At 58.5% G+C, this 22,603-nt stretch carries 20 protein-coding genes; 8 read left to right on the top strand and 12 right to left on the bottom strand.

Annotated features, from left to right (window positions below; all coding sequences use genetic code 11):
- Positions 1-186: 186 nt before the first annotated feature.
- Complete coding sequence (locus F4X57_13535) at positions 187-957, bottom strand: lipoate--protein ligase family protein (protein ID MYC08174.1); 771 nt, start codon at positions 955-957, stop codon at positions 187-189.
- Positions 958-1,311: 354 nt separating this feature from the next.
- Here F4X57_13535 and F4X57_13530 point away from each other — a divergent pair, with 354 nt between their 5' ends.
- The 3 genes from F4X57_13530 (at position 1,312) to F4X57_13520 (ending at position 5,351) form a co-directional block, all read left to right on the top strand.
- The gene (locus F4X57_13530) at positions 1,312-2,505 is read left to right on the top strand and encodes a hypothetical protein (GenBank protein ID MYC08173.1); all 1,194 of its coding nucleotides are present in this window, start codon (positions 1,312-1,314) and stop codon (positions 2,503-2,505) included.
- A 373-nt stretch (positions 2,506-2,878) separates the two neighbouring features.
- The gene (locus F4X57_13525; GenBank protein MYC08172.1) at positions 2,879-4,273 is read left to right on the top strand and encodes a DUF1800 domain-containing protein; all 1,395 of its coding nucleotides are present in this window, start codon (positions 2,879-2,881) and stop codon (positions 4,271-4,273) included.
- 79 nt (positions 4,274-4,352) lie between these two features.
- Positions 4,353-5,351: a 6-bladed beta-propeller gene (locus F4X57_13520; protein MYC08171.1), complete on the top strand. Its 999-nt coding sequence runs from the start codon at positions 4,353-4,355 to the stop codon at positions 5,349-5,351.
- Between the two features lie 34 nt (positions 5,352-5,385).
- Here F4X57_13520 and F4X57_13515 read toward each other — a convergent pair whose 3' ends face one another.
- The 3 genes from F4X57_13515 to F4X57_13505 form a co-directional block, all read right to left on the bottom strand.
- Positions 5,386-6,291, bottom strand: a complete 906-nt coding sequence (locus tag F4X57_13515; protein MYC08170.1) for an ABC transporter permease — start codon at positions 6,289-6,291, stop codon at positions 5,386-5,388.
- An 81-nt stretch (positions 6,292-6,372) separates the two neighbouring features.
- Positions 6,373-7,335, bottom strand: coding sequence for an ABC transporter permease (locus tag F4X57_13510; protein MYC08169.1), 963 nt, complete (start codon positions 7,333-7,335; stop codon positions 6,373-6,375).
- A 447-nt stretch (positions 7,336-7,782) separates the two neighbouring features.
- Positions 7,783-9,645 (bottom strand): ABC transporter substrate-binding protein, encoded by a 1,863-nt coding sequence (locus F4X57_13505; GenBank protein ID MYC08168.1) that lies wholly within the window; start codon positions 9,643-9,645, stop codon positions 7,783-7,785.
- Between the two features lie 204 nt (positions 9,646-9,849).
- Between F4X57_13505 and F4X57_13500 the strand changes: the two genes are divergently transcribed.
- The 5 genes from F4X57_13500 (at position 9,850) to F4X57_13480 (ending at position 14,515) form a co-directional block, all read left to right on the top strand.
- Positions 9,850-11,961 (top strand): phage major capsid protein, encoded by a 2,112-nt coding sequence (locus tag F4X57_13500; protein ID MYC08167.1) that lies wholly within the window; start codon positions 9,850-9,852, stop codon positions 11,959-11,961.
- A gap of 91 nt (positions 11,962-12,052) precedes the next feature.
- Positions 12,053-12,886 (top strand): hypothetical protein, encoded by an 834-nt coding sequence (locus tag F4X57_13495; protein ID MYC08166.1) that lies wholly within the window; start codon positions 12,053-12,055, stop codon positions 12,884-12,886.
- Between the two features lie 41 nt (positions 12,887-12,927).
- On the top strand, positions 12,928-13,341 hold the full coding sequence (locus F4X57_13490) for a hypothetical protein (protein MYC08165.1): 414 nt from the start codon (positions 12,928-12,930) through the stop codon (positions 13,339-13,341).
- A 107-nt stretch (positions 13,342-13,448) separates the two neighbouring features.
- A complete protein-coding gene (locus F4X57_13485; GenBank protein ID MYC08164.1) occupies positions 13,449-14,129 on the top strand; it encodes a DUF433 domain-containing protein in 681 nt (226 codons plus the stop codon).
- A 140-nt stretch (positions 14,130-14,269) separates the two neighbouring features.
- Positions 14,270-14,515: a hypothetical protein gene (locus tag F4X57_13480; GenBank protein ID MYC08163.1), complete on the top strand. Its 246-nt coding sequence runs from the start codon at positions 14,270-14,272 to the stop codon at positions 14,513-14,515.
- 133 nt (positions 14,516-14,648) lie between these two features.
- Here F4X57_13480 and F4X57_13475 read toward each other — a convergent pair whose 3' ends face one another.
- The 8 genes from F4X57_13475 to F4X57_13440 form a co-directional block, all read right to left on the bottom strand.
- On the bottom strand, positions 14,649-15,008 hold the full coding sequence (locus F4X57_13475) for an OsmC family protein (GenBank protein ID MYC08162.1): 360 nt from the start codon (positions 15,006-15,008) through the stop codon (positions 14,649-14,651).
- Between the two features lie 85 nt (positions 15,009-15,093).
- Complete coding sequence (sixA, locus tag F4X57_13470) at positions 15,094-15,597, bottom strand: phosphohistidine phosphatase SixA (protein ID MYC08161.1); 504 nt, start codon at positions 15,595-15,597, stop codon at positions 15,094-15,096.
- Positions 15,598-15,686: 89 nt separating this feature from the next.
- Positions 15,687-16,070 (bottom strand): hypothetical protein, encoded by a 384-nt coding sequence (locus F4X57_13465; protein MYC08160.1) that lies wholly within the window; start codon positions 16,068-16,070, stop codon positions 15,687-15,689.
- A 2-nt stretch (positions 16,071-16,072) separates the two neighbouring features.
- On the bottom strand, positions 16,073-16,399 hold the full coding sequence (locus F4X57_13460) for a type II toxin-antitoxin system RelE/ParE family toxin (GenBank protein MYC08159.1): 327 nt from the start codon (positions 16,397-16,399) through the stop codon (positions 16,073-16,075).
- A gap of 60 nt (positions 16,400-16,459) precedes the next feature.
- On the bottom strand, positions 16,460-19,831 hold the full coding sequence (locus F4X57_13455; GenBank protein MYC08158.1) for an isoleucine--tRNA ligase: 3,372 nt from the start codon (positions 19,829-19,831) through the stop codon (positions 16,460-16,462).
- 107 nt (positions 19,832-19,938) lie between these two features.
- On the bottom strand, positions 19,939-20,334 hold the full coding sequence (locus F4X57_13450; protein ID MYC08157.1) for a type II toxin-antitoxin system VapC family toxin: 396 nt from the start codon (positions 20,332-20,334) through the stop codon (positions 19,939-19,941).
- Positions 20,331-20,651 carry a DUF104 domain-containing protein gene (locus tag F4X57_13445; GenBank protein ID MYC08156.1) on the bottom strand — a complete coding sequence of 107 codons (321 nt, stop codon included), beginning with the start codon at positions 20,649-20,651 and terminating at the stop codon, positions 20,331-20,333. The genes F4X57_13450 and F4X57_13445 overlap by 4 nt, the downstream gene beginning before the upstream one ends.
- Before the next feature lie 257 nt (positions 20,652-20,908).
- Positions 20,909-22,573, bottom strand: a complete 1,665-nt coding sequence (locus tag F4X57_13440; protein MYC08155.1) for an AAA family ATPase — start codon at positions 22,571-22,573, stop codon at positions 20,909-20,911.
- Positions 22,574-22,603: the final 30 nt, after the last annotated feature.

The following is a 22,603-nucleotide window of genomic DNA, read 5'->3' as shown; positions in this document are numbered from 1 at the left end:
TGCGCGATCTTTCACCCCCATCCTAACCTTCCCCCATCAAGGGGGAAGGGACTTTTGGACAGCACCTTTCTCCATCAAGGGGGAGGGGACTTTTGGGCAGCGTTCATAGTTGATTTGCAAATTTGCCTACCCCCTGTTAGCCCATCAAGGGGGAAAGGGATTTATGAAATCGTCTCAACAGGATAGTCAGGATGTTAGGGATGGGGCTAGATGCTCGTCTTCTAGCGCCTTTGCCATTTGCAGCGTTTTAGGGGCGAGTTTGCCATCGTATAGCGTATAGCGCGCGGCGAATTCGTTGAGTATCGCCTGTGCTACGGTGTCGTAGGCGGCGCCTTGCACTTCGTCTTCGATGCTGCCGACGGTTTCGGGCGTCCAATCTACGCCTAGCGCGTCGTACACGGGCAGCAGGACATCGCGGATGCGCTCGCTGCCGCTTACGACGACCACGCCGCCGACATGCGCCGCACCCCGGATTAGCCGCTGCCCGACGCCCATCAGCTTGCGCTCGCCGCGCGCGTTGACGCTGTGCTGACCGGGGCAGTACTCGCCTGCGACCTCGCCTACCCGCGCGTCAATGCCTAGACTTCGCAGCGCGCGCAGCATAATGTCGGCGGTCTCGTCGAAGCGCGCCATCACATCGCCGCGCGGCTTCGTCGTGTCGGGCATCGTCCACGAGAATGCGATAGTGCCGTCGTGGAACACCGCCGCGCGTCCGCCCGCCAGCCGTTCGATAGCCTCGAATCCGGCGGCTCGCGCAAAGGCGGCAGCGTCGGCGTATCTTGGCGCGCGCGTGTCCTGCGGTCCGAACGCGACAACATCCGCCGGTGTGTAAATCCGCAGCGTCTCCGGTTCATCGCCGCGCGCGATCTGTCGCAGCAACGCCCGTGATACAGCCGTATCCAGCGCCGCCCGTTCGCGGAATGCCTCGCGGGTAACGCGTATTGTTCGTTCGCTCATGGTAGAGAGGATACCATAGCCTGCGGTGCTCAAAATGCTGGTTTGGGGCTTGATGAGACGACTTTACAAATGCAATTTACCCTTGTCATTTCGAGCGAAGCGAGGAATCTAAAGTCGGAAGCAGGTTTGCATGCGGCGATCCCTGCCTTCGCAGGGACATGCTTTAGATTCCTCACTGCGTTCGGAATGACATGAAAACGGTGTGGGATGACGTGAAAACGATGCGGGATGACAACATTAGGGATTTGTGAAATCGTCTTTGTGATATGCTTGCTGCGCTTTTGATTCGCGCTACCTTACTTTGTAGCGTCCCTTTGATATGAAGCACATTATTGCTGTAAGGAGAAGACGAATATGAAAATCAAGTCTGTACGAGCGGTTTCGGTGAATATACCGCGTACGCCGCCTAAAACGCCGGCTCGGCGTGATGGCTGGAACTCGCATGCGCGGCGCGCTTTACCAATCAATAAGTATCCGGAGTTTCCGCGTATGCACGGGTCGATGCCGGGCGCGAATACGCAAGAGGAGCTTTGGGTGCAGGTCGTCGCAGAGGACGGCACTTACGGGCTGGGGCAGTGCAGTTTCGGCGAGCTTACCGCCACGCTTGTGGACTACCATTTTGGACCGCTGCTTGCCGGGCGCGACTGCTTCGCCACCGAGTTCCTGAACGACCTGATGTGGCGTTCCACGCAACGGTTCGGCGCGGGCGGCATCGCGACCGTCGCGCAGTCCGGCATCGACCTCGCGTTGTGGGACTTGAAGGGCAAGCTTCTCGAACAGCCTGTCTATCGGCTGCTCGGCGGCCCGTGCCGCGACAAGGTTGACTTGTATGTAACATCGGACGATCTCGACTGGTCGATGGAACTCGGCTTCCATGCCTTCAAAGTGAGCAATCCGGTGCACTACGAAGAGGGCATGGACGGGCTGAACATCTTGGACGAGCATATCGGCAGGGCGCGAGATATGGTGGGCTACGATGTGGAGCTGATGTACAATCCTGTGATGTCGTTCAATGTGGAGTTCGCGGTGCGCGTTGCCGAGCGGCTGCGAAAGTATGGCTTGCGCTGGCTGGAAGAACCGCTAATCCCAACCGACCTCGAGGGGCATATCGAACTGCGAAAGGCGATAAACTGGGTGCCGCTCGCCACCGGCGAAGACCACCACGGCAGGCATGCGTTCCGCCAACTCATCGAGCATCGCGCGATAGACATTGCGCAGCCCGACCTCAAGTGGTGCGGTGGGCTGACTGAAGCGGTGAAGATATACACCATCGCGGAGGCGGCGGGCATCGCGACGATACCGCACGCAGGCGCGGGCACACCATACGGGCAGCACTTCGGCATGGCAATGCCCGAATCGCCGATGGCGGAGTTCTGGATGGGCTCGGACCCCGGCGTGCCGCTGGAGGAGGTCTGCCCTATCCCCGGCATGCCAATGCCTAAGGACGGCTATGTTGTGCCGTCGGACGCGCCCGGTTTCGGCATGGAAATACAGGACGAGTGGATAACGCCGTGGGACCATACCGCGGCGATGAAGACGCTGGGATAAGTGTGCAATGAGAGAAACTACCTGCCGTCCGTATATCGAGGGCGGCAGGTAGTGTTGCGGTTTGAGGCAAAAAGCCCCTTCACGCTTTGATAGGGAAGGCTAGACGGGGAAGGTTAGGATGTGGGCGAATCCGCTAATCTTCGCGGCACAACGCAGATGCCACCGGAGCGCGCGCCTTATTATTATGAATTGTCCGGTTGTATGAACAAGTCGGACTGCATCGCCGCGCGTTGCGGTGTTTAACTTGCATGCCATATAATTGCGGACAGGCGACTGACGTGCGGCTGTGCCGCATTTTGCCGTGTATTCCCGTAGCGGTGTTTCGAGATAGTGTCCGGGCCGGTACCCTCGTACCGGCGGTAGGAGGTCAACGATGAGCAGCGACCTTGCAATGATAGCCCACTTGATGCGGCGCGCAGGCTTTGGCGCTTCGCGCGAAGAGCTGGAACGGCGGCTTGCCGTCGGGTATGAAGAGACGGTCGAAGACTTGCTGCACCCGGAGCGGCAGGAGCCGGTGGACATCTACGAGTTCCTGCGCTATCACCATTTGCAGTGGAAGCCGGGCACGCTCGGCGGCGTCGGGCAGGTAAGCTGGGTCTGGCGGATGATTAACACGAAGGCGCCACTGGAAGAAAAAATGTGCCTGTTCTGGCACCAGATTTTCGCAACGGGCGTGTCGAAGGTCGATCACTATGACGAAATTACGGATATGATCGACATGTTCCGCGAGAAGGGCATGGGCAAGTACCGTGACCTGCTGCTGGCGGTGTCGAAGAACCCGGCGATGCTATTCTGGCTGGACAACAACGAGAACCACGCGACCGCCGTGAACGAAAACTGGGGCAGAGAACTGCTCGAGCTGTTCAGCATGGGCGTGAGCAACTACACCGAAGACGATGTGCGCGAATGCTCTCGCGCGTTCACCGGCTGGACTATGACGCCCAAGTTGCCGCGCTTCCACATGGGCAGGTGGGACTGGTACTTCGAGTACAGGGAAGACGACCACGACCACGGCGATAAGACATTCCTCGGCGAGACGGGCGACTTCAATGGTGAAGACATCATCGATATCATCCTGAAGCAGCCCGCCACGGCGCGGTTCGTGGCGCGACACCTGTACAGCTTCTTCGTGGCTGACGAGGTGCAGGTGCCCGCGTGGCCGGTGACGCCGCCGAACGATCCCGAAGCCATCGACTTCCTGTCGAATGCGCTGATGGAGACGGACTACGATATTCGCGCCGTGCTGCGTATGCTCTTCAACTCCGACTTCTTCAAGGCGGCGCTGTTCCGCAAGGTGAAGAACCCGACCGAAGTCGTCGTCAGCACACTGCGGATGGCAGGCGACGCCGAGCTGCCCACGCCGGACATATACGCGTGGGCGAACCACATCACCTATATGGGGCAGGAACTGCTCAATCCGCCGAGCGTAGAAGGCTGGCACTCCGGTGTCGAGTGGATAAACAGCGGCGCGTTGATGAAGCGAACGAACTTCGTCGCGGATATGGTGAACGAGACGGACCGACCCGGCATACGCAGGCTTATCGAGCGCGCGCAAGCGGAGTCGACCACGCCCGAGGCACTGGTGGATGCATGCCTCGACTTGATGGGGCCGTTGCAGTTCAACGAAGGCACACGCGCCGAACTCGTGGCGCATGCCGTGCAGAACGGCGTGTGCGGCGGCGACGGCAAGTCCGACGCCGAGGGCGCGCGAGAGATTGCGGAGCTTCTGCAGCTCATCGTGTCCACGCGAGAGTATATGTTTGCGTAGCGTCTTGCGAGATTTCCGCGATATTTCTGTATAGTCCCACCACAACACACAAAACCGCTTGACTGCGAGGTAAGCGCCTATGCTGACGAGAATAGTTGCCGATAGAGTGTACGACTACAGCCATGTCGTGGGCGGGCGGCAGATAACGGGGATGCTGACGCTGACGGTCGGGCAGGACGACGATGTTTTCGTGCTGCTGCGCCGCCCGCAGAACAGCAATATCACGAAGATTACCATCGGAGATATGCCCGGCGACGAAGAGATTTTGACTCAGTTCGGCACGTGCGGCGACGGCGGCGGGGAGTTTATGTGGCCCGCAGGCGTGGCGGTGGACAGCGACGAGAATGTGTATGTAACCGACGAGTGGCTGCACCGCGTATCGGTGTTCGACAAGGACGGCGGCTTTCTGCGGATGTTCGGCGAGCTTGGCAGCGGTCCGGGGCAGTTCAACCGCCCGTCCGGCATCGCGATCGACAACAACGACGACCTGTATGTGTCCGACACGCTCAATCACCGCGTGCAGAAGTTGGACAAGTTCGGCAACCCGAGCATTGTGTTCGGGCAGCGTGGCGATGGCGACGGCGAGTTGAACGCGCCGTGGGGCTTGACCGTGGACTCCTGCGGATGCGTGTATGTCGCCGACCACAAGAACCACCGCATACAGAAATTCGACGCGGACGGCGAGTTTGTGTTCAGGCTGGGCGAGCTTGGCGACGGCGAGGCGCAGTTCGATCACCCGACCGATGTCGCGGTCGATCCGGAAGGCGACATATATGTGTGCGACTGGGTGAACAACCGCGTGCAGGCGTATGACGCGGACGCCAACTACATCACGACATTCTCCGGGGACGCGCAAGAGTTGTCTAAGTGGCAGCACGAGTATGTGCTGAGCAACCCGGACGTGTACAAGGCGCGGCGGCGGGTGTACAGCCTCGAACCCGAGTGGCGGTTCGCGCTGCCGATGGCGGTGGAGTTCGACCCGGTGAAGTCGCGGCTGCTGGTGGTTGACCCACAGCGCTGGCGGATACAGATATACAACAAGCTAGACAACTACGACGACCCGCAGTTTAATATCTAGCCTTTACATCGCTATCCAGTCTTACCGGCTGCGTTTACCGGCTGCCGCGGAGTCTTGGGTCTAGGATGTCGCGGAGGGCGTCACCTAGTAGGTTGATGCCGAAGGCGGTGAAGGTCAGGGCTAATCCGGGGAAGACGCTCGTCCAGGGTCCCGCGGCGATGTAGCGCTCCTGCGCCTGTCCTAGCATGTTGCCCCAAGTCGGGATGTTGGGCGGCACGCCTAGCCCGAGGAAGCTTAGGCTTGCCTCCGTTACGATTGCGCCGCCTAGCACCGCTGAGCCCACGACTATGACGGGCGCCATGCAGTTCGGCGTTATGTGACGGAACATTACCCGCCAGTCGTCTGCGCCAACGGCACGCGCCGCCTCCGCGTACTGGCTCGCCTTGACGCTGAGCGCGACGGAGCGCACCGTTCTGACCGTGCCCGGCACGCGCACCGCCGTTATCGCGATGATGACCGCCGTCAGCGATGGTCCCATCGCCGCCATCAGCGTGAGCGCGAGCACAAGTCCCGGCAGCGCCTGCATAGAGTCCACGACGCGCTGCAGCAGCAGGTCGAGCGTCTTGCCGAAGTATGCGCTTGCCACCCCTAGCGCCGTGCCTAGTACGCTGCTCGTTACGACCGCTATGAAGCCCACCAGCAGAGACACGCGCGAGCCGTAGATTACTCGGCTCAGCACATCGCGCGCGATATGGTCTGTGCCGAACCAGTGTTTCGTGTCCGGCGGCGTCAGCCGCGATGTGCGGTCGGATATTTCCGGGTCATACGGGCTGATGACCGGCGCGAATATCGCCACCAGAATGGCGAAAATCAGAATGAACCCGCCGAGCGCGCCGAGCGGCTTCGATTTCACAAGCCACCACGCCCGTATGAGCAGGCTTTGCTTCCTGCTCATGCCGAACTCTACGGCGAGGGTCGCTTCAACGGACTTGTCGGTCATTATGACGCCTTTGGCGGTGCGAGATTATTCCGGTGTGGTTCTTCGTGCGTAGATTGGGGATTGGGATTGCTCGCGGGGCAACTATTCGTAGCGTATGCGTGGGTCTAGCCAGCCGTACAGCAGGTCAACCATTAGGTTGACGGACAGGAAGATGAACGCGATGAACATCACCAGGAATTGCACCATCGGGAAGTCCCGCGTGTTGATGGCGAAGATGAGCAGCCGTCCTATTCCCGGCAGGCTGAAGACGCTCTCGATGACGACCGAGCCGCCCAGTAGAAAGCCGAACTGCACGCCGAATAATGTTAGCACGGGCAGCGCGGCGTTCTTCAAGGCATGTCGGAGTACGACTACGCGCTCTAGTAAGCCCTTCGCCATTGCGGTGCGGATGTAGTCTTCGCGCAGCACTTCGAGCATCTGCGAGCGTGTCATCCTGGCTGCGACCGCGTTCGTGGAATACGCAAGCGCGACGGCGGGGAATATGAGCTGTATGAAGTTCGTCTTCAGATCAACCCACGGCGCGGTGTAGCCGAGCGGCGGAAACCAGTTGAACCAGAGCGACAGGCATAATAGCAGCAGCGCGCCAACCCAGAATGTTGGCATTGCCAAGCCGATGATGGCGAAGATGCGCAGGAAGTAGTCTATCCAGGTGTCTTGGCGCGTGGCGGATATGATGCCCATTGGCACGGCGAAGGCTATGGCGAGGAATATCGCCATAAACGCGAACTGGAATGTCAGCGGCAGGCGCGGTCGCACTTCTTCCCATATCGGGCGGTTGGTGAAGAACGAATCGCCGAAGTCCAACTGCACCGCGCTGGCGATCCACTTGACATACTGCACATAGATGGGCGCGTCCAAGCCCAAACGCCGGCGCACACGGTCCAACTCATCCTGCGTGAACGAACCTTCGCCTTCGTACCCGGCGAGCATTATGAACGCAGGGTCGCCCGGCACGATTCGCAGGATGATGAATACGATGAGGGATACCCCAATCAGGGTTGGGAAGAAGAGGAGCAGTCTTCGGACTACATAGGCGCGCAACAGTCAACCTTCCCTGTCATACTAGGTTCTGTTGACATTTGGTTAATGAAGCGTTTCGGACTTGAAAATCAAATCTATTCTGCCATGCCACACCATTTGTCATGTCATTCCCGACTTTATCCTGTCATTCCGAACGCAGTGAGGAATCTAAAATCATTGCGCGTAAGCCGGTTCACGACTTTAGATTTCTCGCTTCACTCGAAATGACAGGGAAATGGCGAAATGTCAACGCTGCCTAGGCAGCCCAAAACGAAACGGTGCACTTGGCAGACTCTTCGCTACGGTATTCGTGGTGATTCGTGCCCCCGTCTCGTGCCTCCCCCTTGACGCGGGGGAAGGCACTTATCCTACCCATTCTGTACATCATGATACTTAACGCGCTTGTTAGGCGTTTCGGGGCATTGGGGATGCCCGCCCGGATACGGCAGCGGCACAGGGCATTGCCCCGACCTAGCGGCAGGGCTCTTCTTGGTCCAGCCAGACGCGGTCGAAGCGGTAGTTGTTTTGTCCGAGCGCGCGGGGCTGAGTGTAGTCCTTTACGCAGCTGTACTGCAAGTGGAAGCCAATGCCCTGCGTGCCGGGTATGTACGGCACATCCTGCAGCAGAATGTCGGTCATCTGGCGCAGCAGCTCGCCGCGCTTGCTCTGATCGACTTCCTGCTTTTCTTCATTGAACAGCGCGATGAACTCGGCGTTCTCCCAGCCTTGATAGTTGCGGCCGGCGGTGGGCAGCCAGAGCAGGTCGTTCGCGGCGTCCGGGTCAAGGAAGTTAAGCCCGGTGCCCTGCCAGTTAATCTCGAAGTCGCCCTGCTGGTAGGCGGCGAACCCTGCCGCGCTCTCCATCGGGCGCAGCGTCAGGTCGATGCCGATTTCCTTCCACTGCTGCGCGACTATCGCCGAGTAGTCCGGATACGGTCCGACCTTGCGGAAGGTGATGGTCGCGTCGAAGCCGTCCGGGTATCCCGCTTCGGCTAGCAGGCGCTTTGCCTCTTCGATGTCCTCTGCCTTTTGGTCGAAGCGGAAGCCGGGGATTTGCATGTAGTCTTCAACAGTGTAAATCCAATCGAAAATGCAGGGGTAATAGCACTGCGGCTCGCCGCCTGCCGGGTGAATCAGCTCAATCATCGCTTCGCGGTCGGTGGCGAGCTGCAAGGCTTGGCGCACACGCACATCATCGAAGGGAGCGTTGCGCAAGTTGATGTGGATGCCGCCCACTCCAAAGCCTACCGTCTCGCTCACGAAGAGCCGGTCGCCCATCTGTTCGCGAATGGCAATGTCGTCGTCCGCGCCGAATGCGGGGAAGACGGCTTCCTTGTGCGCGTGTCCGGTGCGGAACGCCGCCACGCGCGAACTAGGGTCGGTTACGATGACATGCCGCACGCCGTCGAGATACGGGAATGGCTGGTCGTAGTAGCTCGCGTTGCGCTCCACCTCGAACGATATGCCGCGCTGGTAGTTCTTCAAGATGAACGGTCCTGCGCCTATCACTTCGTCGAGTTCAAGCTGGCGTCCGGGGTCCGCGCCGGTGTCAACCTCTTCAAGGATGGACTTTGGCGGAATGGAAATCCACGGCGATGCGACGCAGCCAAGGAATCCGACCGCCGGGTCTTTCAGCGAGACTTGCAGCGTCGCCGGATCTACCGCCTGCGCGCCGTCCATAAAGCCGCGGATGCAGCCGGAACGCGGCATCGCGATGTCGTTGGGGCGTTCTACCATGCGGTTGAGCGAGTACGCCATATCTTCCGAGCTGACCGCCGTGCCGTCGCTGTATGTTACTCCGTCGCGCACCTTGAAGGTATAGACCTTGCCGCTGGAATCCACTTCCCACGAAGTGGCGAGGTCAGGGACAACATCAACCCAAGTCTCGGTGCTGTACTGCAAGATGCCGGGGTAGATGTGCGTCATGTACGACAGTTCGGCGACCGATGTGTTGCGGTGCGGGTCGGTGTGCCCTAGGTCGAAGCCCGCAAGGGGGACTAGGATGCCGCCGGGAATCGCCTGCTGACCGGTCGGCGTAGGAGCCGGTCTGCGTTCCTGCGCGACTGCCGCTATCGCCACTGTCGGCACAGGGAGCGGCGCGCCGGACTGCACGGGCGCAGCGGGCGCAGCGGGCGCGGGTTGCGCCGGTGCTTGTGGCTGAGCCGGCGCCGCTTGCTGCTGTGGCGCAGGTGCCTGTGCGGGCGCTGCCGCCGGCGCCGCCTGCTGCTGTGGCGCGCTGGCAGGCTGTGGAGTCGCCGCGCCGCCGCAAGCCGCTACGAACAGCGCGGTAATCGTGATTGCCAATAGTCCAAACGCGATTTTACCCAGTTTCATAGTGCGAACCTCCGGCAACGAGCGTAGATTGGGCAAGAGTGTAACATCGGCACATGAGTATATCAAGCGCGGATAATTAACATTGATACGCGGCATAGTCCTTGATAGCCAAGCATAATTGTCGTATCTCGCCCTGCCCATCCCGCATATCAATACATAAAATGGCTTGACATATACGAACAATAGTCCTAATATGTTTGCGTGATGGGACGGAGAGAACGGAGGTTATGGATGGAAGATAGGATTCGGTCGATGAGCATGAGCATCGTGCGGCGTGACGCGATGGACGACACTCGGCGCAGTGTGGTCATCGCGGCGAACGATAGAGCGCGGACGGCGCCGGAGATAGACCTTGCGGGGCTGCGGTTCGACAATTATCGCCGCAATCCGGTGGTGATGTGGGCGCACGATTCGACGGGGCGGTCGCCGTCCGGCGGGCTGCCCATCGGCAGAACGCTGAACATCAGCCGCGCTGAGGACGGCGGTATCGTGGCGGAGTTCGAGTTCCTGGAGGACGACCCGTTCGCGCAGCGCATACGGAACGCATGGGACAAGGGTTTTCTGCAAGCGGCGTCGATAAGCTGGCTGCCCACGGAGAGCGTACCCGCCAAGCAAGGCGGCGTGCGGGATGTGCGGGCGGAACTGCTGGAATGGTCAATCGTGTCCGTGCCGGCAGACCCGGACGCGCTGCGCGAGACTCACCGGAGAATGCTCGATTCGCTGATAGAGGACGGAACTGACATGGATGGATGGGATGGGGAAGACTATCACCCCCATCCTAACCTTCCCCTATCAAGGGGGAAGGGATTTAACGGAGTGGATGAGAAAGGGAGGATTGGGATGACGACTACGGACATTCAGGGAATCAAGAAGGACTTAGCGGACATCAATTCGTTCGTGCGCGAGCGGTTCGAGCCGGTGAGCGGCGAGATTGGGCTGCTGCGCGAAGAGACGGAGCGCATCGCGCGGACGGTGAACTCGGCGGTCGAGCGCGAGCGCAGCGTCCGGCGCAATGCGCTGAGCGGCTACGCGCAGGATGCCGCGCTGCCCACCGTGCCGTCGGGCGCTTACGCGGGCATGGACATTCTGGATTTGGCGCTGGTGCGGCGGTTCGCGCATTCGCAGCGGCGCGAAGGCTTCGGTCCCGCTTGGATCGAGCGCGCGGAAGAGGCGAAGCGGCTGCTTGCGGCGAGTATCACGTCATCGGACATACAGGCGTCGCACACGGCGGCGGAGCGGCAGCTCGAACGCTGGTTCAGCGTGGACTCGAAAGACACCGGGCAGTTTCAGGGCTTCAGCCGTCAGCTGCTGGGCGCAATGACACGCGCGGCGATGGACAGCACGACCGCAGGCAGCGGCGACGAACTGGTGGCAACGCTCGAAGCGCGCGAACTGTGGCAGGATGTGAACTTGCAGACGCTTGTCGCGCCGCTCGTGCCGACATTCCCGATGCCGTCTAACCCGTTTGAAGTGCCGCGTCAGCTCGGCGATGTGAACTTCTTCCCCGGCACGGAGAACACGGCGAGCACGGACACCGCGCTCGCCACCGGCAGGACAACGCTGACCGCGTTCGAGCTTGTCGGGCAGGTGCCGTACAGTTTCACGCTGGAAGAGGACGGCGTTATCGCGATGCTGCCGGAGATTCGCGCTAGTCTGGTGCGCAATGTCGCGGAGGTACTGGACGACATCATCCTGAATGCGGACAGAACCAAGACGAACGGCATCAACACGGACGGCGCGACGATTTCGGCGAGCACTTCGGGCAAGGCGCACTGGCTGGTGGGCTACGACGGCATCATTCATCTGCCGCTGGTGGACAACACATCGCAGGCGAACAATCACAACGCAGCCGTGTCGGATGATATGTTCAACGAGCTGCGGACGAAGCTGGGCAAGTACGGCGCGCGCCCGTCGCAGTTGGCGTGGGTTATGGATGTGAACACTTTCATCCGCGCGCAGTCGGTGGAGCAGTTCAGGACGATGGACAAGCTCGGACCGAACGCCACGCTGCTTACGGGCATGCTGGGCGCGGTCGAGGGCATACCGGTCATCGTGTCCGAGCAGATGGCGCTCGCGGACGCGGACGGCAAGATTACGGACGGCGCGGCGACGAACACAAAGGGTCGTCTGCTGCTGGTGAACCGCACGCAGTGGGCGCAGGGCTTCCGCCGGCAGCTGATGATAGACGTTGACCGCGACACGCAGAAACGCCAGACGGTCGTGACGGTGAGCTTCCGGCACGCGCTGGCGGAGCGCAGCGGATCGCGCGGCACGGCGACGCACACAGGCTTGCAATACAACATCGACCTAGCGTAACACCAGACCGACATGGGACATGGGATGGAGGGGATGGACAGGATATATCCCTTCCATCTTGTACATCCATGTTTGCTTGAAGGATTGTTCTATGACACATGCATACATAACGCCGGACGCGCTGAAAAGTCCGTCCGCGCTGAACATCACCGGGACGGCGAATGATGACAGGCTGCTGGCGCTGGCAGAGGCGGCGAGCGGCGCGATAGATCGCTGGTGCAACCGGCACTTTTACGCGCGGCGGGCGACGATACGGCTGGACGGAAGCGGCGAAACGACTATCGGCGTGCCGGATCTCGTGAGCGTGGACGGCGTGCGGATTTATGGCGGCATCAGAGGACCGGCGACGCCATGGAGCGCGGCCGACTACGACCTGCTGCCCTACGACGCGGATCCGGCATCGGCGGGCAATCCGTATTCGCGTCCATACACGCGGCTGCTTGCCACCGGCGCGGCGATCGGCAGGGCGATATTCCCGGCCGGTCGCGGCAATGTTGAGGTCGAAGGCGTATGGGGTTGGTGGCAGCATCTGCGGCGCATATCGCGTGTCGTGGGCGCAAACGCCGGTGCCGATACTGCGACTATCTTGCTGTCCGCTGCCGTAAGTGGGAGTGCCGAAGTTGGCGCGGGCAACACGCTGCTGATTGGCAGCGAGCAGATATATGTGCTGGCGCGCGACGGCGATACGATGGCAGTGCGGCGCGGAGTGAACGGCACGACGGCGGCATCGATAGCGCAAAACGCGCCGATAGACATCTATGAATATCCGCCGCCCGTGGGCGAGGCTGCGTTGCTGCTCGCGGTGCGCCTTTGGCACGGAGCGCGCGGCGGCGTGGACGACTGGCAAACAAGCGAAATCGGCATGGACTCCGACATCGGCTTGCTGCTAGGCGCCTACCGCAAGCCCGCGCTTGGTGTCTATTAATAACCGATGGACAGGATGGTTAGGATTTTGAGGGAATGGTGATGGCGAACGAAATCGGTGTAGCGAAGCGGGGGCTGGCGTCTGTTCTGTCGAACATAGACGGGCTGCGGGTATTCGACCACGCGCCGGACAGCGTGCACGAATTCCCGGCGGCAATTGTGCGTCTGGAATCGCGCGAGTCGGTGGAGACGCTTGGCGGCGCGGTCAGGGGGAGCATGCGCGTGGAAGTGCTAGTTTCGGCGGCGGACGCGCGGCAGGCAGAAGCGATGCTAGACGCGCTGGTAGAGCCGCAGGGCGCGCGCAGCATCGAGGCGGCAGCGAACACCGACCCAAGCTGGGACGGTGCCGTGGACTATGGCCACCTGCTAAGCGTGGACAACATCGGCGCTCGCAAGACACGCGGCGCAAACTGCGTAGGCGCGGATTTCCGGTTTGTCTTCATGGCGCGGGGGTAAGGGGCATGAGAACGGCGGCTAGGGTTCGTCCACATTAGTATGAAATGACGCTGGTATGATAATATCAAGCACACCGCTTCAGCAGGGCGAATTCGAGGAGGCGATGTATGACTGCCATTGCCGACAAATGGCGAACCCAACCGATGTATAGCTTCGTTGAAGCCGCGCGCCTCGCCAATGTGTCAACGACCACCGTCAAAAACTGGTTCCTTGGATACTCAACGAAAGCCAAAGGCGCTGTGCCTCCGTTGTTCCCCGGAGGTGTCGCCGGTGGGTCAATGCTGTCCTACCTTCAGCTAATGGAAACAGTCGTTGCCGCGCGATTCAGAATGGTTGACAATGCGCGTTATCGTGATGTGCATGCCGCCTATCGGAACGCCGCGGAAATCTTGAAAGTCGAGTATCCCTTTGCTCATCTGAAATTGGAGTCGCTGGGGGGACATATCATCGCTCGGCTTGAAGGCGAAGATATTGGAGGCAGCCTGCAAGCGTTTGACAACCCGGCGCAGTGGTCCTTGCCCGGGCTTATCATCGACACAATTCTCCAAGTCGAGTACGAAGATGAACTTGCGGCGAAATGGTTCCCCTTAGGCAAAGAGTATCCCATCGTAATCGACCCGCGTATTAGCTCTGGCATCCCTACTATCAAAGGCAGAGGAATCAGCGTGAACGCCGTCTTCAAGCGTTGGCGCGCGGGTAACAAGATTGGATTCATCGCCGAAGATTTGGAGATGGAAGCCGATGTCGTGGAAACTGTGTTGCAGTATGGGGACGGAATTGCAGCGTGATACTTCTCTGCGATGAGGATATAGGCACCGGAGTTCCCATCGCTTTAACTGCTGTTGGATATGACGCAAGGGCGCTTGTGAGGCAAGGATGGGGAGGCATGCCCGATGTGGAGTGGCTGGCTTTGGCCGGAAGCCTTGGGATGCTGGTTCTTAGCTGCAACAAGAAGATGCTACTTATTTCTACCGAGCGCCAGGCGATCGTAGATGCAGGTATTGGCATCATATTCCTGACGACCGGCGAAGAACGCCCTCCCAGAGTTCTGCTTACCTTGCTTAGGGTGTGGGAAACTCTCGAAGGAGTTGACACGAACGAACCGCGTCCCTTCGCCAAGTTCCTCTCGCCAAACGGCAGGCTATCGGACGAATACAGAGGCCTGAGGCTCTGATATGCGCTCGCCCAAGGCTCTTGCTGGCGTACCTTTCTGCTGTTCGCTTCTAACTCCGTGGGTGCGGGTCTGCGCTGAACTCTGCCGTTACTGATGTGCTTGGGGTTGCGACCGCAACCGAACCGTAGAGCGGTCAACGGCGTTTCCATGTGTCCACCAGCGCTTCGCCGTCTTCGTCGCTCACGCCCCACATCTTGAAGTGGATGCGGATGTCGTCGTACACCAGCCTGTCCGACGGCGGCGGGTTCGGGTCGCGGTACGCCTCGACGCTGACGTCCATCCATTCGAGCGGGCGCTCTTCCTCTTGCGCGACGCGCTCGATCATATTGACCGCGCATGCCGATATGCCGCCGAGGAATAGCTCACCTGCGCCAATTTCCTCGCCGCCGGAGTCGTCGGCGACCCAGTGATGGTTGCGCGCGTTGCATATCGCGCGCCCAAGCGTGCCGGTGCTGTAACTCCGCACGGCGTAAGCCAGACTCAGTTCCGTCATAACGAACCTCCCTTTGCGTATCTCACTTCGGTCGCGTCAATCCTATCAGACAGTATCTGCGAGTGATTATACTCTGCCGCGTCGATTATGCCATTTTCAATATCTGGCGCGGCGTCAGCGCCCATAGCAGGCGGGCGCGTTCCGGCGTGTTCGCGGGGTCAATCGACAGTTTGCAGAGCGCGCCTTTCTTGAGCTTGACGATGTCAGCGACGCTGCCGGTGAGCGCAAAGGCGACAAGGTTGCTAAGGTGCGGCTCGTGCCCGACGACCATCACATCGGCAACGGCGGAGTGATGCGTGGCAATGTCGTGAAGAATCGCGCTCGGGTGCGCTTCAGGCACAAGGGCAATGGACGACACCATACGCGGCGGCGATTCCAATCCTTGCCGCACAATGTCAGCCGTCTGCGCGGCGCGCACGAGCGGGCTGGCGATAAGCACATCCGGAGCGATGCCAATGGCGTTCATCCCCGCAACTTGGCGGCGCATGCGGTCAATGCCCCTGCCGGTAAGAGGACGCAAATCGTCGTCCGGGTATTCGCGGCTATCGCGGTCGGCAGCGATGCCGTGCCTGAGTATGTAGAGGTTCATTGGTTTTGCCCTCACCCTAAGCCTCTCCTTCCGGGAGAGGGGATGTTCGTCACCCCCATCCTAACCTTCCCCCGTCAAGGGGGAAGGAATTATGTAGCAGCGACAGTTTCGGCAGGCTCGTCGTGAGCAACGGATTCGCAGTCCTGCTCGCTAGAGCATCCCTTTACTTCGAGGCGAATGCCTTCGTGCTGCCGGATATGCTTGATTATGTCGAAGAGGTCGTTCACGCTTGTGTCGTGGTCGGGATGGCACATGCGCTTGATGTCGTCGGGCGTCTTGCCCATAAGCTCGCCAAGCTTTTCGTAGCCGATGGTGGAGTAGATGCAAGAGTGTAGTGCGATTTTCCCGACTCTGACATCATCGGAGAGAAGAAGGTCGATTGCGCTTGGGAGCATCATTGCACGATATACAGGGTCCCATTGCGCGCGTTCCCGGAAAATGTCGTCAATGGGTATGCCAAGCTTGTTAGCCATGTTTAAGCCTCTCGCCGCTTGTTATGTCTGTACTCTCGCCAAAGAGTATGAGCGTTCTGAATATCTCTATGCTGGCGGCTCTTTGTGCCGCCACCGAGCAGGATGATTAGTGTGTCGCCGTCTCTGCCGAAGTAGATTCTGTATCCGGGTCCGAAGTTAATACGGTATTCCGATACGCCGCGCCCGACGCTTCTAGCATTGGATAAGTTTCCCGCCCGCATCTGAAACAAAGCCGACTCTATTCTATTTGCCGCGATGCTATCCAGCCTGTCGTGCCAGCGCCGAAAGGGATTGCGCCCTCTGTGGTCAGTGTATGCGATGACTTCAATCATTATCGGAAAGTAACACCTTCACTTACCGAGGAGCAAATATAGGCTTCACCTTCCTAACTATCCAGCCCGCCGCACTCCGATGGTTGCCTGTATGCTATTCACCTTCAGCGTCTCGGTGTAGGCGTCATCGGCGGGCAACTGGCTCACCAGCTCCTGCGACAGCGTCTCCTGCCGGATATAGTCGCCGTGCGCCGCGATTACGGCGTGGAGTTCCGGGCTGCTCTCGTAGTACGTGACGATGTGATCGGCTATGTCGAAGTCGGCGGAGCGGCGCATGTTCTGAATGCCGTGCACAAGCTCGCGGGCGTCGCCTTCGAGGCGCAGGTCTGGTGTAATTTCCGTCGACAGCGCGACCGAGTATGCCCTGTCTTCTTCTGCCGCAAAGCCTTCTGGAGCGATTCTTTCTTCTAAAATGTCGAACAGCCCGGAACTCAGTACGGGGTCATCGGGTCCTTTCGTGAAGACATAAGTAGCGGTCTGAGGAGCGTCTTCAGACATTCGAACTATCTCTTCCTCGGATGCGCCCAACTCTATTCGGGGTAGCGATACGTCCTTTGGCGGGATGACGACTTTTTCGCGCTGCCGCAGTTTGGTTACGACCTCGCGCGGGTCCATTTCTGTCAGCCCTTCGGTAATCTCGCGCAGGCGCGGCCCGTACTTCGGTCCCAGGACTCGCATGTTCGGCGATACTTTCCAGTCCCAGAAGTGTATGTCTCCCATGCCTTCGCTGTCGTAGATTACCTCTACATCCTTGACATTCAGCTCCTCCCTGAGCTGGTCGGACAGCGCCTCCACCGTCGCTTTGTCGGACTCGCCGGACACCAGCACCTTCATCGTCTGCACGGGCTGGCGCACCTTGATGCCCGCCTTCTGCCGCGCAGCGCGTCCCATGCTTGAGAGCTGCATTATCATACGGGTTGCGCGTGACAGGCTTTCATCTATCAGCGATTCATCCGCGACAGGGAAGTCGTCCAGATGGACACTTTCTTTACTTTGCCCATTCGTCAGATTGCCATACATCTGCTCGGTCATGAACGGCGTCACCGGCGCGATGAGCTTTATCAGCGTGAGCAAGCATTCGTACAGCGTGGCGTATGCGCCGTGCTTGTCGGCGTCCGCGTTCTCGGCGAGGATTCCCGCCTTCCAGAAGCGGCGGCGGCTGCGGCGTACATACCAGTTCGACAGGTATTCGACGAAGCCCTCGACATGGCGCGCCGCCCTATCCGGATCGAAGTTCTCGAACGCGTCCGTTACTTCCCTGACAAGCTGGTTCAGCTCGGACAGTATCCAACGGTCTAATTCGGCGCGCTCCGACACCGGCGGCGGCGTTGCCGTGGCATCGTAGCGGTCGATGTTCGCGTATGTTACGAAGAACGAATAGACATTCCACAGCGGGATGATGAAGCGGCGGCGCACTTCGTCGGCGGAACGGAAGCCGAAGTTGATGTTGAGCGCGGGATTTTGGCGCAGGAACACCCAGCGCATCGCGTCGACGCCCATGCGCTCGGCGGCGTCCTCGAACCAGATGGCGTTACCCTTGCTCTTATGCATCTCCTCGCCCTTGTCGTCGCGCATCAGGGCGTAGCTGAAGACCGACTTGAACGGTGCAGTGTTTTCCAGCACTGTGCTCATCGTGAGCAGAGAGTAAAACCAGTTGCGGAACTGTCCGGGGAAACTCTCAGAAATCCAGTCGGCGGGGAACCACTTGCGCCAGTATTCCTGGTCGTGGCGATACTGGATAGTGGAGAACGACACGATGCCCGCGTCCAGCCAGGCGTTGCCAACATCTTCGATGCGGCTAACGGTTGCGCCGCACTTGTCGCAGCGAATCTTCACCGAATCAACCCAAGGGCGGTGCGGCGAGTTGCCGGCGAATTCATCCCAGCCTTCTACGGCGCGACATTGCAGCTCAGTCTCGCTGCCGATGACATCGAACCAGCCGCACTCGGCGCATTTGTAGATGGGCAGCGCTAAGCCATAGTAGCGCTTCTTGGAGATCATCCAGTCATCCATGTTGCGCAGCCAGTCGAGTTCGCGCGCGTAGCCGAACTCCGGCACCCAGCGGATATCGTCCACCACATCCATAATCTGGTAGCGCAGGCTGTCCGCCTTTTCCGCGCCGGTCAGTTCTTCGCGGGGCTTGTCGTGCTTTTCGCCCATGCTGATGAACCATTCGTCCACCAGCCGGAAGACCAGCTCCGAATCGCAGCGCCAGCAGACCGGGTAGCGGTGCGAATATCGTTCCAGATTGTAGAAGACGCCCTTGGCCTTGAGGCTGTCGTAGATGGCGTCGTTCGTGTCATAGACATTCCGTCCGGTCAGCCAGTCGAAGCCGTCCACGAAATCTCCGTATTCGTCCAACGGCGCGATGGCGGGGATGCCGTTCTCATTGCCCAGCTCGAAGTCTTCCTTACCGGCGCCCGGCGCGATGTGCACGATGCCCGTGCCTTCGCTCTCGCTCACCTCGTCCCACGCGACGACGCGGTGTTCAACACCTTCCTGCACGGGCAATTCCCCGAACGGCGCCCGGTATCGCGCGCCGACAAGTTCGCTTGCCGGCAGTTCGCCCAGCACTTCGTAGTCGCCCTTCAGCACGGACGCGCGTTCTTTGATGAGATACAGTGTATCGTCGCCCTGCCGCACCTTGATGTAGGTCTTTTCGGGATGTACGGCGGCGGCGGCGTTCGCGGTGAGCGTCCAAGGCGTGGTCGTCCAGACCAGCAAGGATTCTTTGCTTTCTTCACTCCCATCCTGACCTTCACTCATCGAGGGGGAAGGGACATTTATGAGGGGGAACTTGACGAACAGACCGGGGTGTACGATTTCCTTGTAGCCTTCGGTTACGATTTCGTGCTCGGACAGACCCGTGCCGCAGCGAGGGCACCACGGCATAACATCGCGCCCTTCGTACAGCCAGCCCTTCCGGTGGCAAGTCTTCAGGAAGTGCCAGATGGTGTAGTTATTCTCGTCGGACTTGGTGTGATACGAATCGTCCCAGTCCATCCAATAGCCGAGCCGGATGCTCTGCTGCGAGATGATGTCGGCGAAGCGGTCAACGCGCTGCTTGCACATATCCACGAACTTGCCGACGCCGAACGCTTCGATGTCGCGTTTGGACTTGAAGCCGAGTTCCTTTTCCACTTCGACTTCGATCCAAAGCCCTTGCCCGTCGAAGCCGTTCTGATAGCGCTGGTCGTAGCCCTGCATAGCGCGAAAACGCAGGAAGATGTCCTTGTAGGATCTGCCCCAGGCGTGATGAACGCCCATAGGATTGTTGGCGGTGATGGGCCCGTCGATAAACGAATGAGTCTTATCGGCGCCGGAATTGCGCTGCATATACTTGGTCGGGATGTCGTTGCGCTCCCACCAGTCGAGGATGTCGCGTTCCATAGCAGTGAAATCGGTCTTGGTATCGACGGGATTGAACATGGGTGAAATCTCCTGAAACCGGCATTGATACATGGGATAGACGGGCGATTAGTCTATTGTATCGCATTCGTGGGATGTATCAATGTTTTGTGCGGCGGGGGGAGATTTTAGTCAGGGGATAAGATAGCGCAGGTTGGACCTGGCGCACGACTGAGCCTGCGGTCAAGTGTAACAAGCGGGCAATCGAGTGCCTCTGCCAACGCAACAAACCATGCGTCGTAGATTGTCAGATTATTCCGCAACTGCCATATCCGCTCGGCGAATGGGGTGAAGGGATACAGAACAATGTCGATATCGAACAGTTCAGTATAGGCAGCCGTCGCTTCTGTGTACGATAGTTGCCCGGCGAGTTCCATCCGACGCAAGATGTTGCTGGCTTCCGCAAGCGCCAGTTCCGGACAAGCTAAGTCTTCGCCTGCAAAGGCGGCATCTACCCATCTAGTGTCGCTGCCGTGGTCCACCACAGACGCGACCAGCGCGGAAGAATCGGCGACGGCAGTCATGTGCGGTCCGCGTCGCGCATTTCAATGATTTCATCTGCCGTAATCCGCGTTCGGGACGCAACTCTGCGCTTGCGTACCTTTTCAAGCCACTCATCTGTAGAAAGCTTAGGACCGTTCACTGCGCGCCTGATTCTTTCGAGGTCTTCTTGTTCTGTCCACACGTCCGCAGCAGGCTTCACTTTCTCGGCACGCTCTTCCTTAGAGAGTTTCGATTCCACCTCGACGGTCAGCGACACGATTTCGCCTTCGGACAGGTCGAGCGGCGTGAGCGGCGTGAGCGAGCCTTCGGAGTATCTTGCTCTTACCTTCTTAAGCATGTTGAAAGCCTTTCTTTAGCAGTGATAGCCGTCATACGCTGGGACGCGGCTCCGCCCTTGAAGACACAGATCCTACCTATCGAGTTGGCGGATAGTTCGCTTTAGTGCAGCCAAATTCGGCGTGCTCATCCCAGCAAGTGTCGCAGAGGTCTTGACCGCAGCCGTAGCATTTCAAGGTAGGCCACCATGTCCCACATCGCTGGCATCTGTTCATTGATTGCTGTCTCTTTTCAACGATAGGGGTTCAATAGAGCATATCATGCTGAAGATATTGGAAGGTGTGGTACCGAATTCGCAAGAGCATCAGCAAGAGGCTCGATACGATATTTGATGGCGTCGGCCAATTCCTTATCCTTCCGAATTAGCGCGATGACCGCTTTCTCATAGTCTTTTCGATCCTTGAACCGAAGTGATTTTACAATTTCACCAAAAGCCGCCGATTCTCGGATGGGATAACGAGCGACGATGATATCCAATTTTCTCTGTGCGACTAATTTTTGGTAATGGGACAATTCATTCTTGTAATCGCAGGATGATGGGATTGTGACTGCCAAATCCTCACTTGCTCCAATGGAATTCCAGTCTGGGACTTTGGACAGTAGCGAGCTTCGTATCTTGCGGACACACAATTTCTTAGCCATTCTTTCGACAACATCTTGATGGCCAACGACATTGAGTGCGCGGGTTGTTGCCGAAGCATTCATTGCTTCGGCGTCTGTATTCAAGGTCTCCGCCTGTCGTTTGGCGACTGCTCTGATAGCTTCCGAGCAATAGTAGAGCGATTCAACTGAGTAAGCGTCAAGAACATACACATAGTCATCTGCGAGTTTCTCAATGTTTTCTTCCGTTCGGTTGTCCCTGTCTATCAGACCGAACGCTTCAACATCATTAAGGGATTGTGTTTTCCTTAGACCACTGACTGCTCTCTGGACATCATCACAAGTTCCTATTGGAATCACTGTAACGTCCGGGAACAATTGCTGGTAAAGTCGAATATCCAAACTGTCTTGTTTGCCCTCTATAAAGAGCATCCTCTTTCTTGACCCTAGGATTGACCGTTTGATGTCCTCTGGTAAATCTGTATCCCTTTCAAGTACATCTATATCCCAAGAACTAGGGGCATTGCCGTTCCATTGACACGACCGAGTTATTATCACTTGCGCATTTGGATGAGCGATTGGCAGGGCTATTTCGTGTGTCGATACGACGAATGTACAATCAGTGCGCCGTTCAAATAGGGCTGACAGGAATGGCTCAGTGATGGACCTGTGAAGATGACGCTCGGGTTCGTCAATCAGTAGTATAGTTCCATCTTCGACGGTAAGCACTTGTGCTGCAATCAAGACTGCATTACGTTCGCCATCCGACATTTGGGAAATACTAAATGGTGCGTTGGCATTCTGATGTAAAGCCAGTATCTCGGTATCATCATCAGAAATCTCGATTTTAACCGCTAAGTTTCCGAGTCGTATTAGATCATTGAGTTGGCTGAGTGCAGACACTGATGATCGGGACAGTTCTTTCGCCCCATCTATATTTTCTTCATCAACTTGACGGGTGATTGCTCGTGCGCGCATATTTTCACTTGCGACCAGATCGAATAGGATTGCAGAATGTTGGACTCCATAACCATAATAGTTTGCGCCTTCCTTCCATAAAGATTCTGCTTGACGCTCGTAGTTTCTGATCTGATCGTCGAGTCCTTTACGTCTTGCAGGAGTCAAGTCAACACTTCCTGATTCAAGCCATGTCTGCCGATATGCCGTGATACGCTTGATATTCTCATTAGGATGCGACGAAATGAACTGTTGTAGCAATGCCGACTTACCAGATCCGTTGGGTCCAACTATAAGTAGCGGCTCTCCAGTGGTTAGGCTTACTGTCGTGGATTGCCCAGTGGTTGTGGGGATATGCCAGTCCATCCAGTGCTCCTATGCCTCAAGCCCTTCACA

The sequence above is a fragment of the Chloroflexota bacterium genome (assembly GCA_009840355.1).
GTDB lineage: Bacteria > Chloroflexota > Dehalococcoidia > Lucifugimonadales > JADFKI01 > Bin90.
The sequence above is the reverse complement of the archived record's forward strand: the minus strand, read 5'-3'. Positions and strand labels throughout refer to the sequence as shown.

Excerpts from the sequence above, each read along its gene's own strand:
- F4X57_13535 (MYC08174.1), bottom strand. The coding sequence starts at position 957 with ATGAGCGAACGAACAATACGCGTTACCCGCGAGGCATTCCGCGAACGG.
- F4X57_13500 (MYC08167.1), top strand. The coding sequence starts at position 9,850 with ATGGGACGGAGAGAACGGAGGTTATGGATGGAAGATAGGATTCGGTCG.
- F4X57_13485 (MYC08164.1), top strand. The coding sequence starts at position 13,449 with ATGACTGCCATTGCCGACAAATGGCGAACCCAACCGATGTATAGCTTC.
- F4X57_13475 (MYC08162.1), bottom strand. The coding sequence starts at position 15,008 with ATGACGGAACTGAGTCTGGCTTACGCCGTGCGGAGTTACAGCACCGGC.
- F4X57_13450 (MYC08157.1), bottom strand. The coding sequence starts at position 20,334 with ATGACTGCCGTCGCCGATTCTTCCGCGCTGGTCGCGTCTGTGGTGGAC.
- F4X57_13515 (MYC08170.1), bottom strand. The coding sequence starts at position 6,291 with ATGACCGACAAGTCCGTTGAAGCGACCCTCGCCGTAGAGTTCGGCATG.
- F4X57_13465 (MYC08160.1), bottom strand. The coding sequence starts at position 16,070 with ATGGCTAACAAGCTTGGCATACCCATTGACGACATTTTCCGGGAACGC.
- F4X57_13440 (MYC08155.1), bottom strand. The coding sequence starts at position 22,573 with ATGGACTGGCATATCCCCACAACCACTGGGCAATCCACGACAGTAAGC.
- F4X57_13480 (MYC08163.1), top strand. The coding sequence starts at position 14,270 with ATGCTGGTTCTTAGCTGCAACAAGAAGATGCTACTTATTTCTACCGAG.
- F4X57_13455 (MYC08158.1), bottom strand. The coding sequence starts at position 19,831 with ATGTTCAATCCCGTCGATACCAAGACCGATTTCACTGCTATGGAACGC.
- F4X57_13490 (MYC08165.1), top strand. The coding sequence starts at position 12,928 with ATGGCGAACGAAATCGGTGTAGCGAAGCGGGGGCTGGCGTCTGTTCTG.
- sixA (MYC08161.1), bottom strand. The coding sequence starts at position 15,597 with ATGAACCTCTACATACTCAGGCACGGCATCGCTGCCGACCGCGATAGC.
- F4X57_13525 (MYC08172.1), top strand. The coding sequence starts at position 2,879 with ATGAGCAGCGACCTTGCAATGATAGCCCACTTGATGCGGCGCGCAGGC.
- F4X57_13445 (MYC08156.1), bottom strand. The coding sequence starts at position 20,651 with ATGCTTAAGAAGGTAAGAGCAAGATACTCCGAAGGCTCGCTCACGCCG.
- F4X57_13495 (MYC08166.1), top strand. The coding sequence starts at position 12,053 with ATGACACATGCATACATAACGCCGGACGCGCTGAAAAGTCCGTCCGCG.
- F4X57_13505 (MYC08168.1), bottom strand. The coding sequence starts at position 9,645 with ATGAAACTGGGTAAAATCGCGTTTGGACTATTGGCAATCACGATTACC.
- F4X57_13530 (MYC08173.1), top strand. The coding sequence starts at position 1,312 with ATGAAAATCAAGTCTGTACGAGCGGTTTCGGTGAATATACCGCGTACG.
- F4X57_13520 (MYC08171.1), top strand. The coding sequence starts at position 4,353 with ATGCTGACGAGAATAGTTGCCGATAGAGTGTACGACTACAGCCATGTC.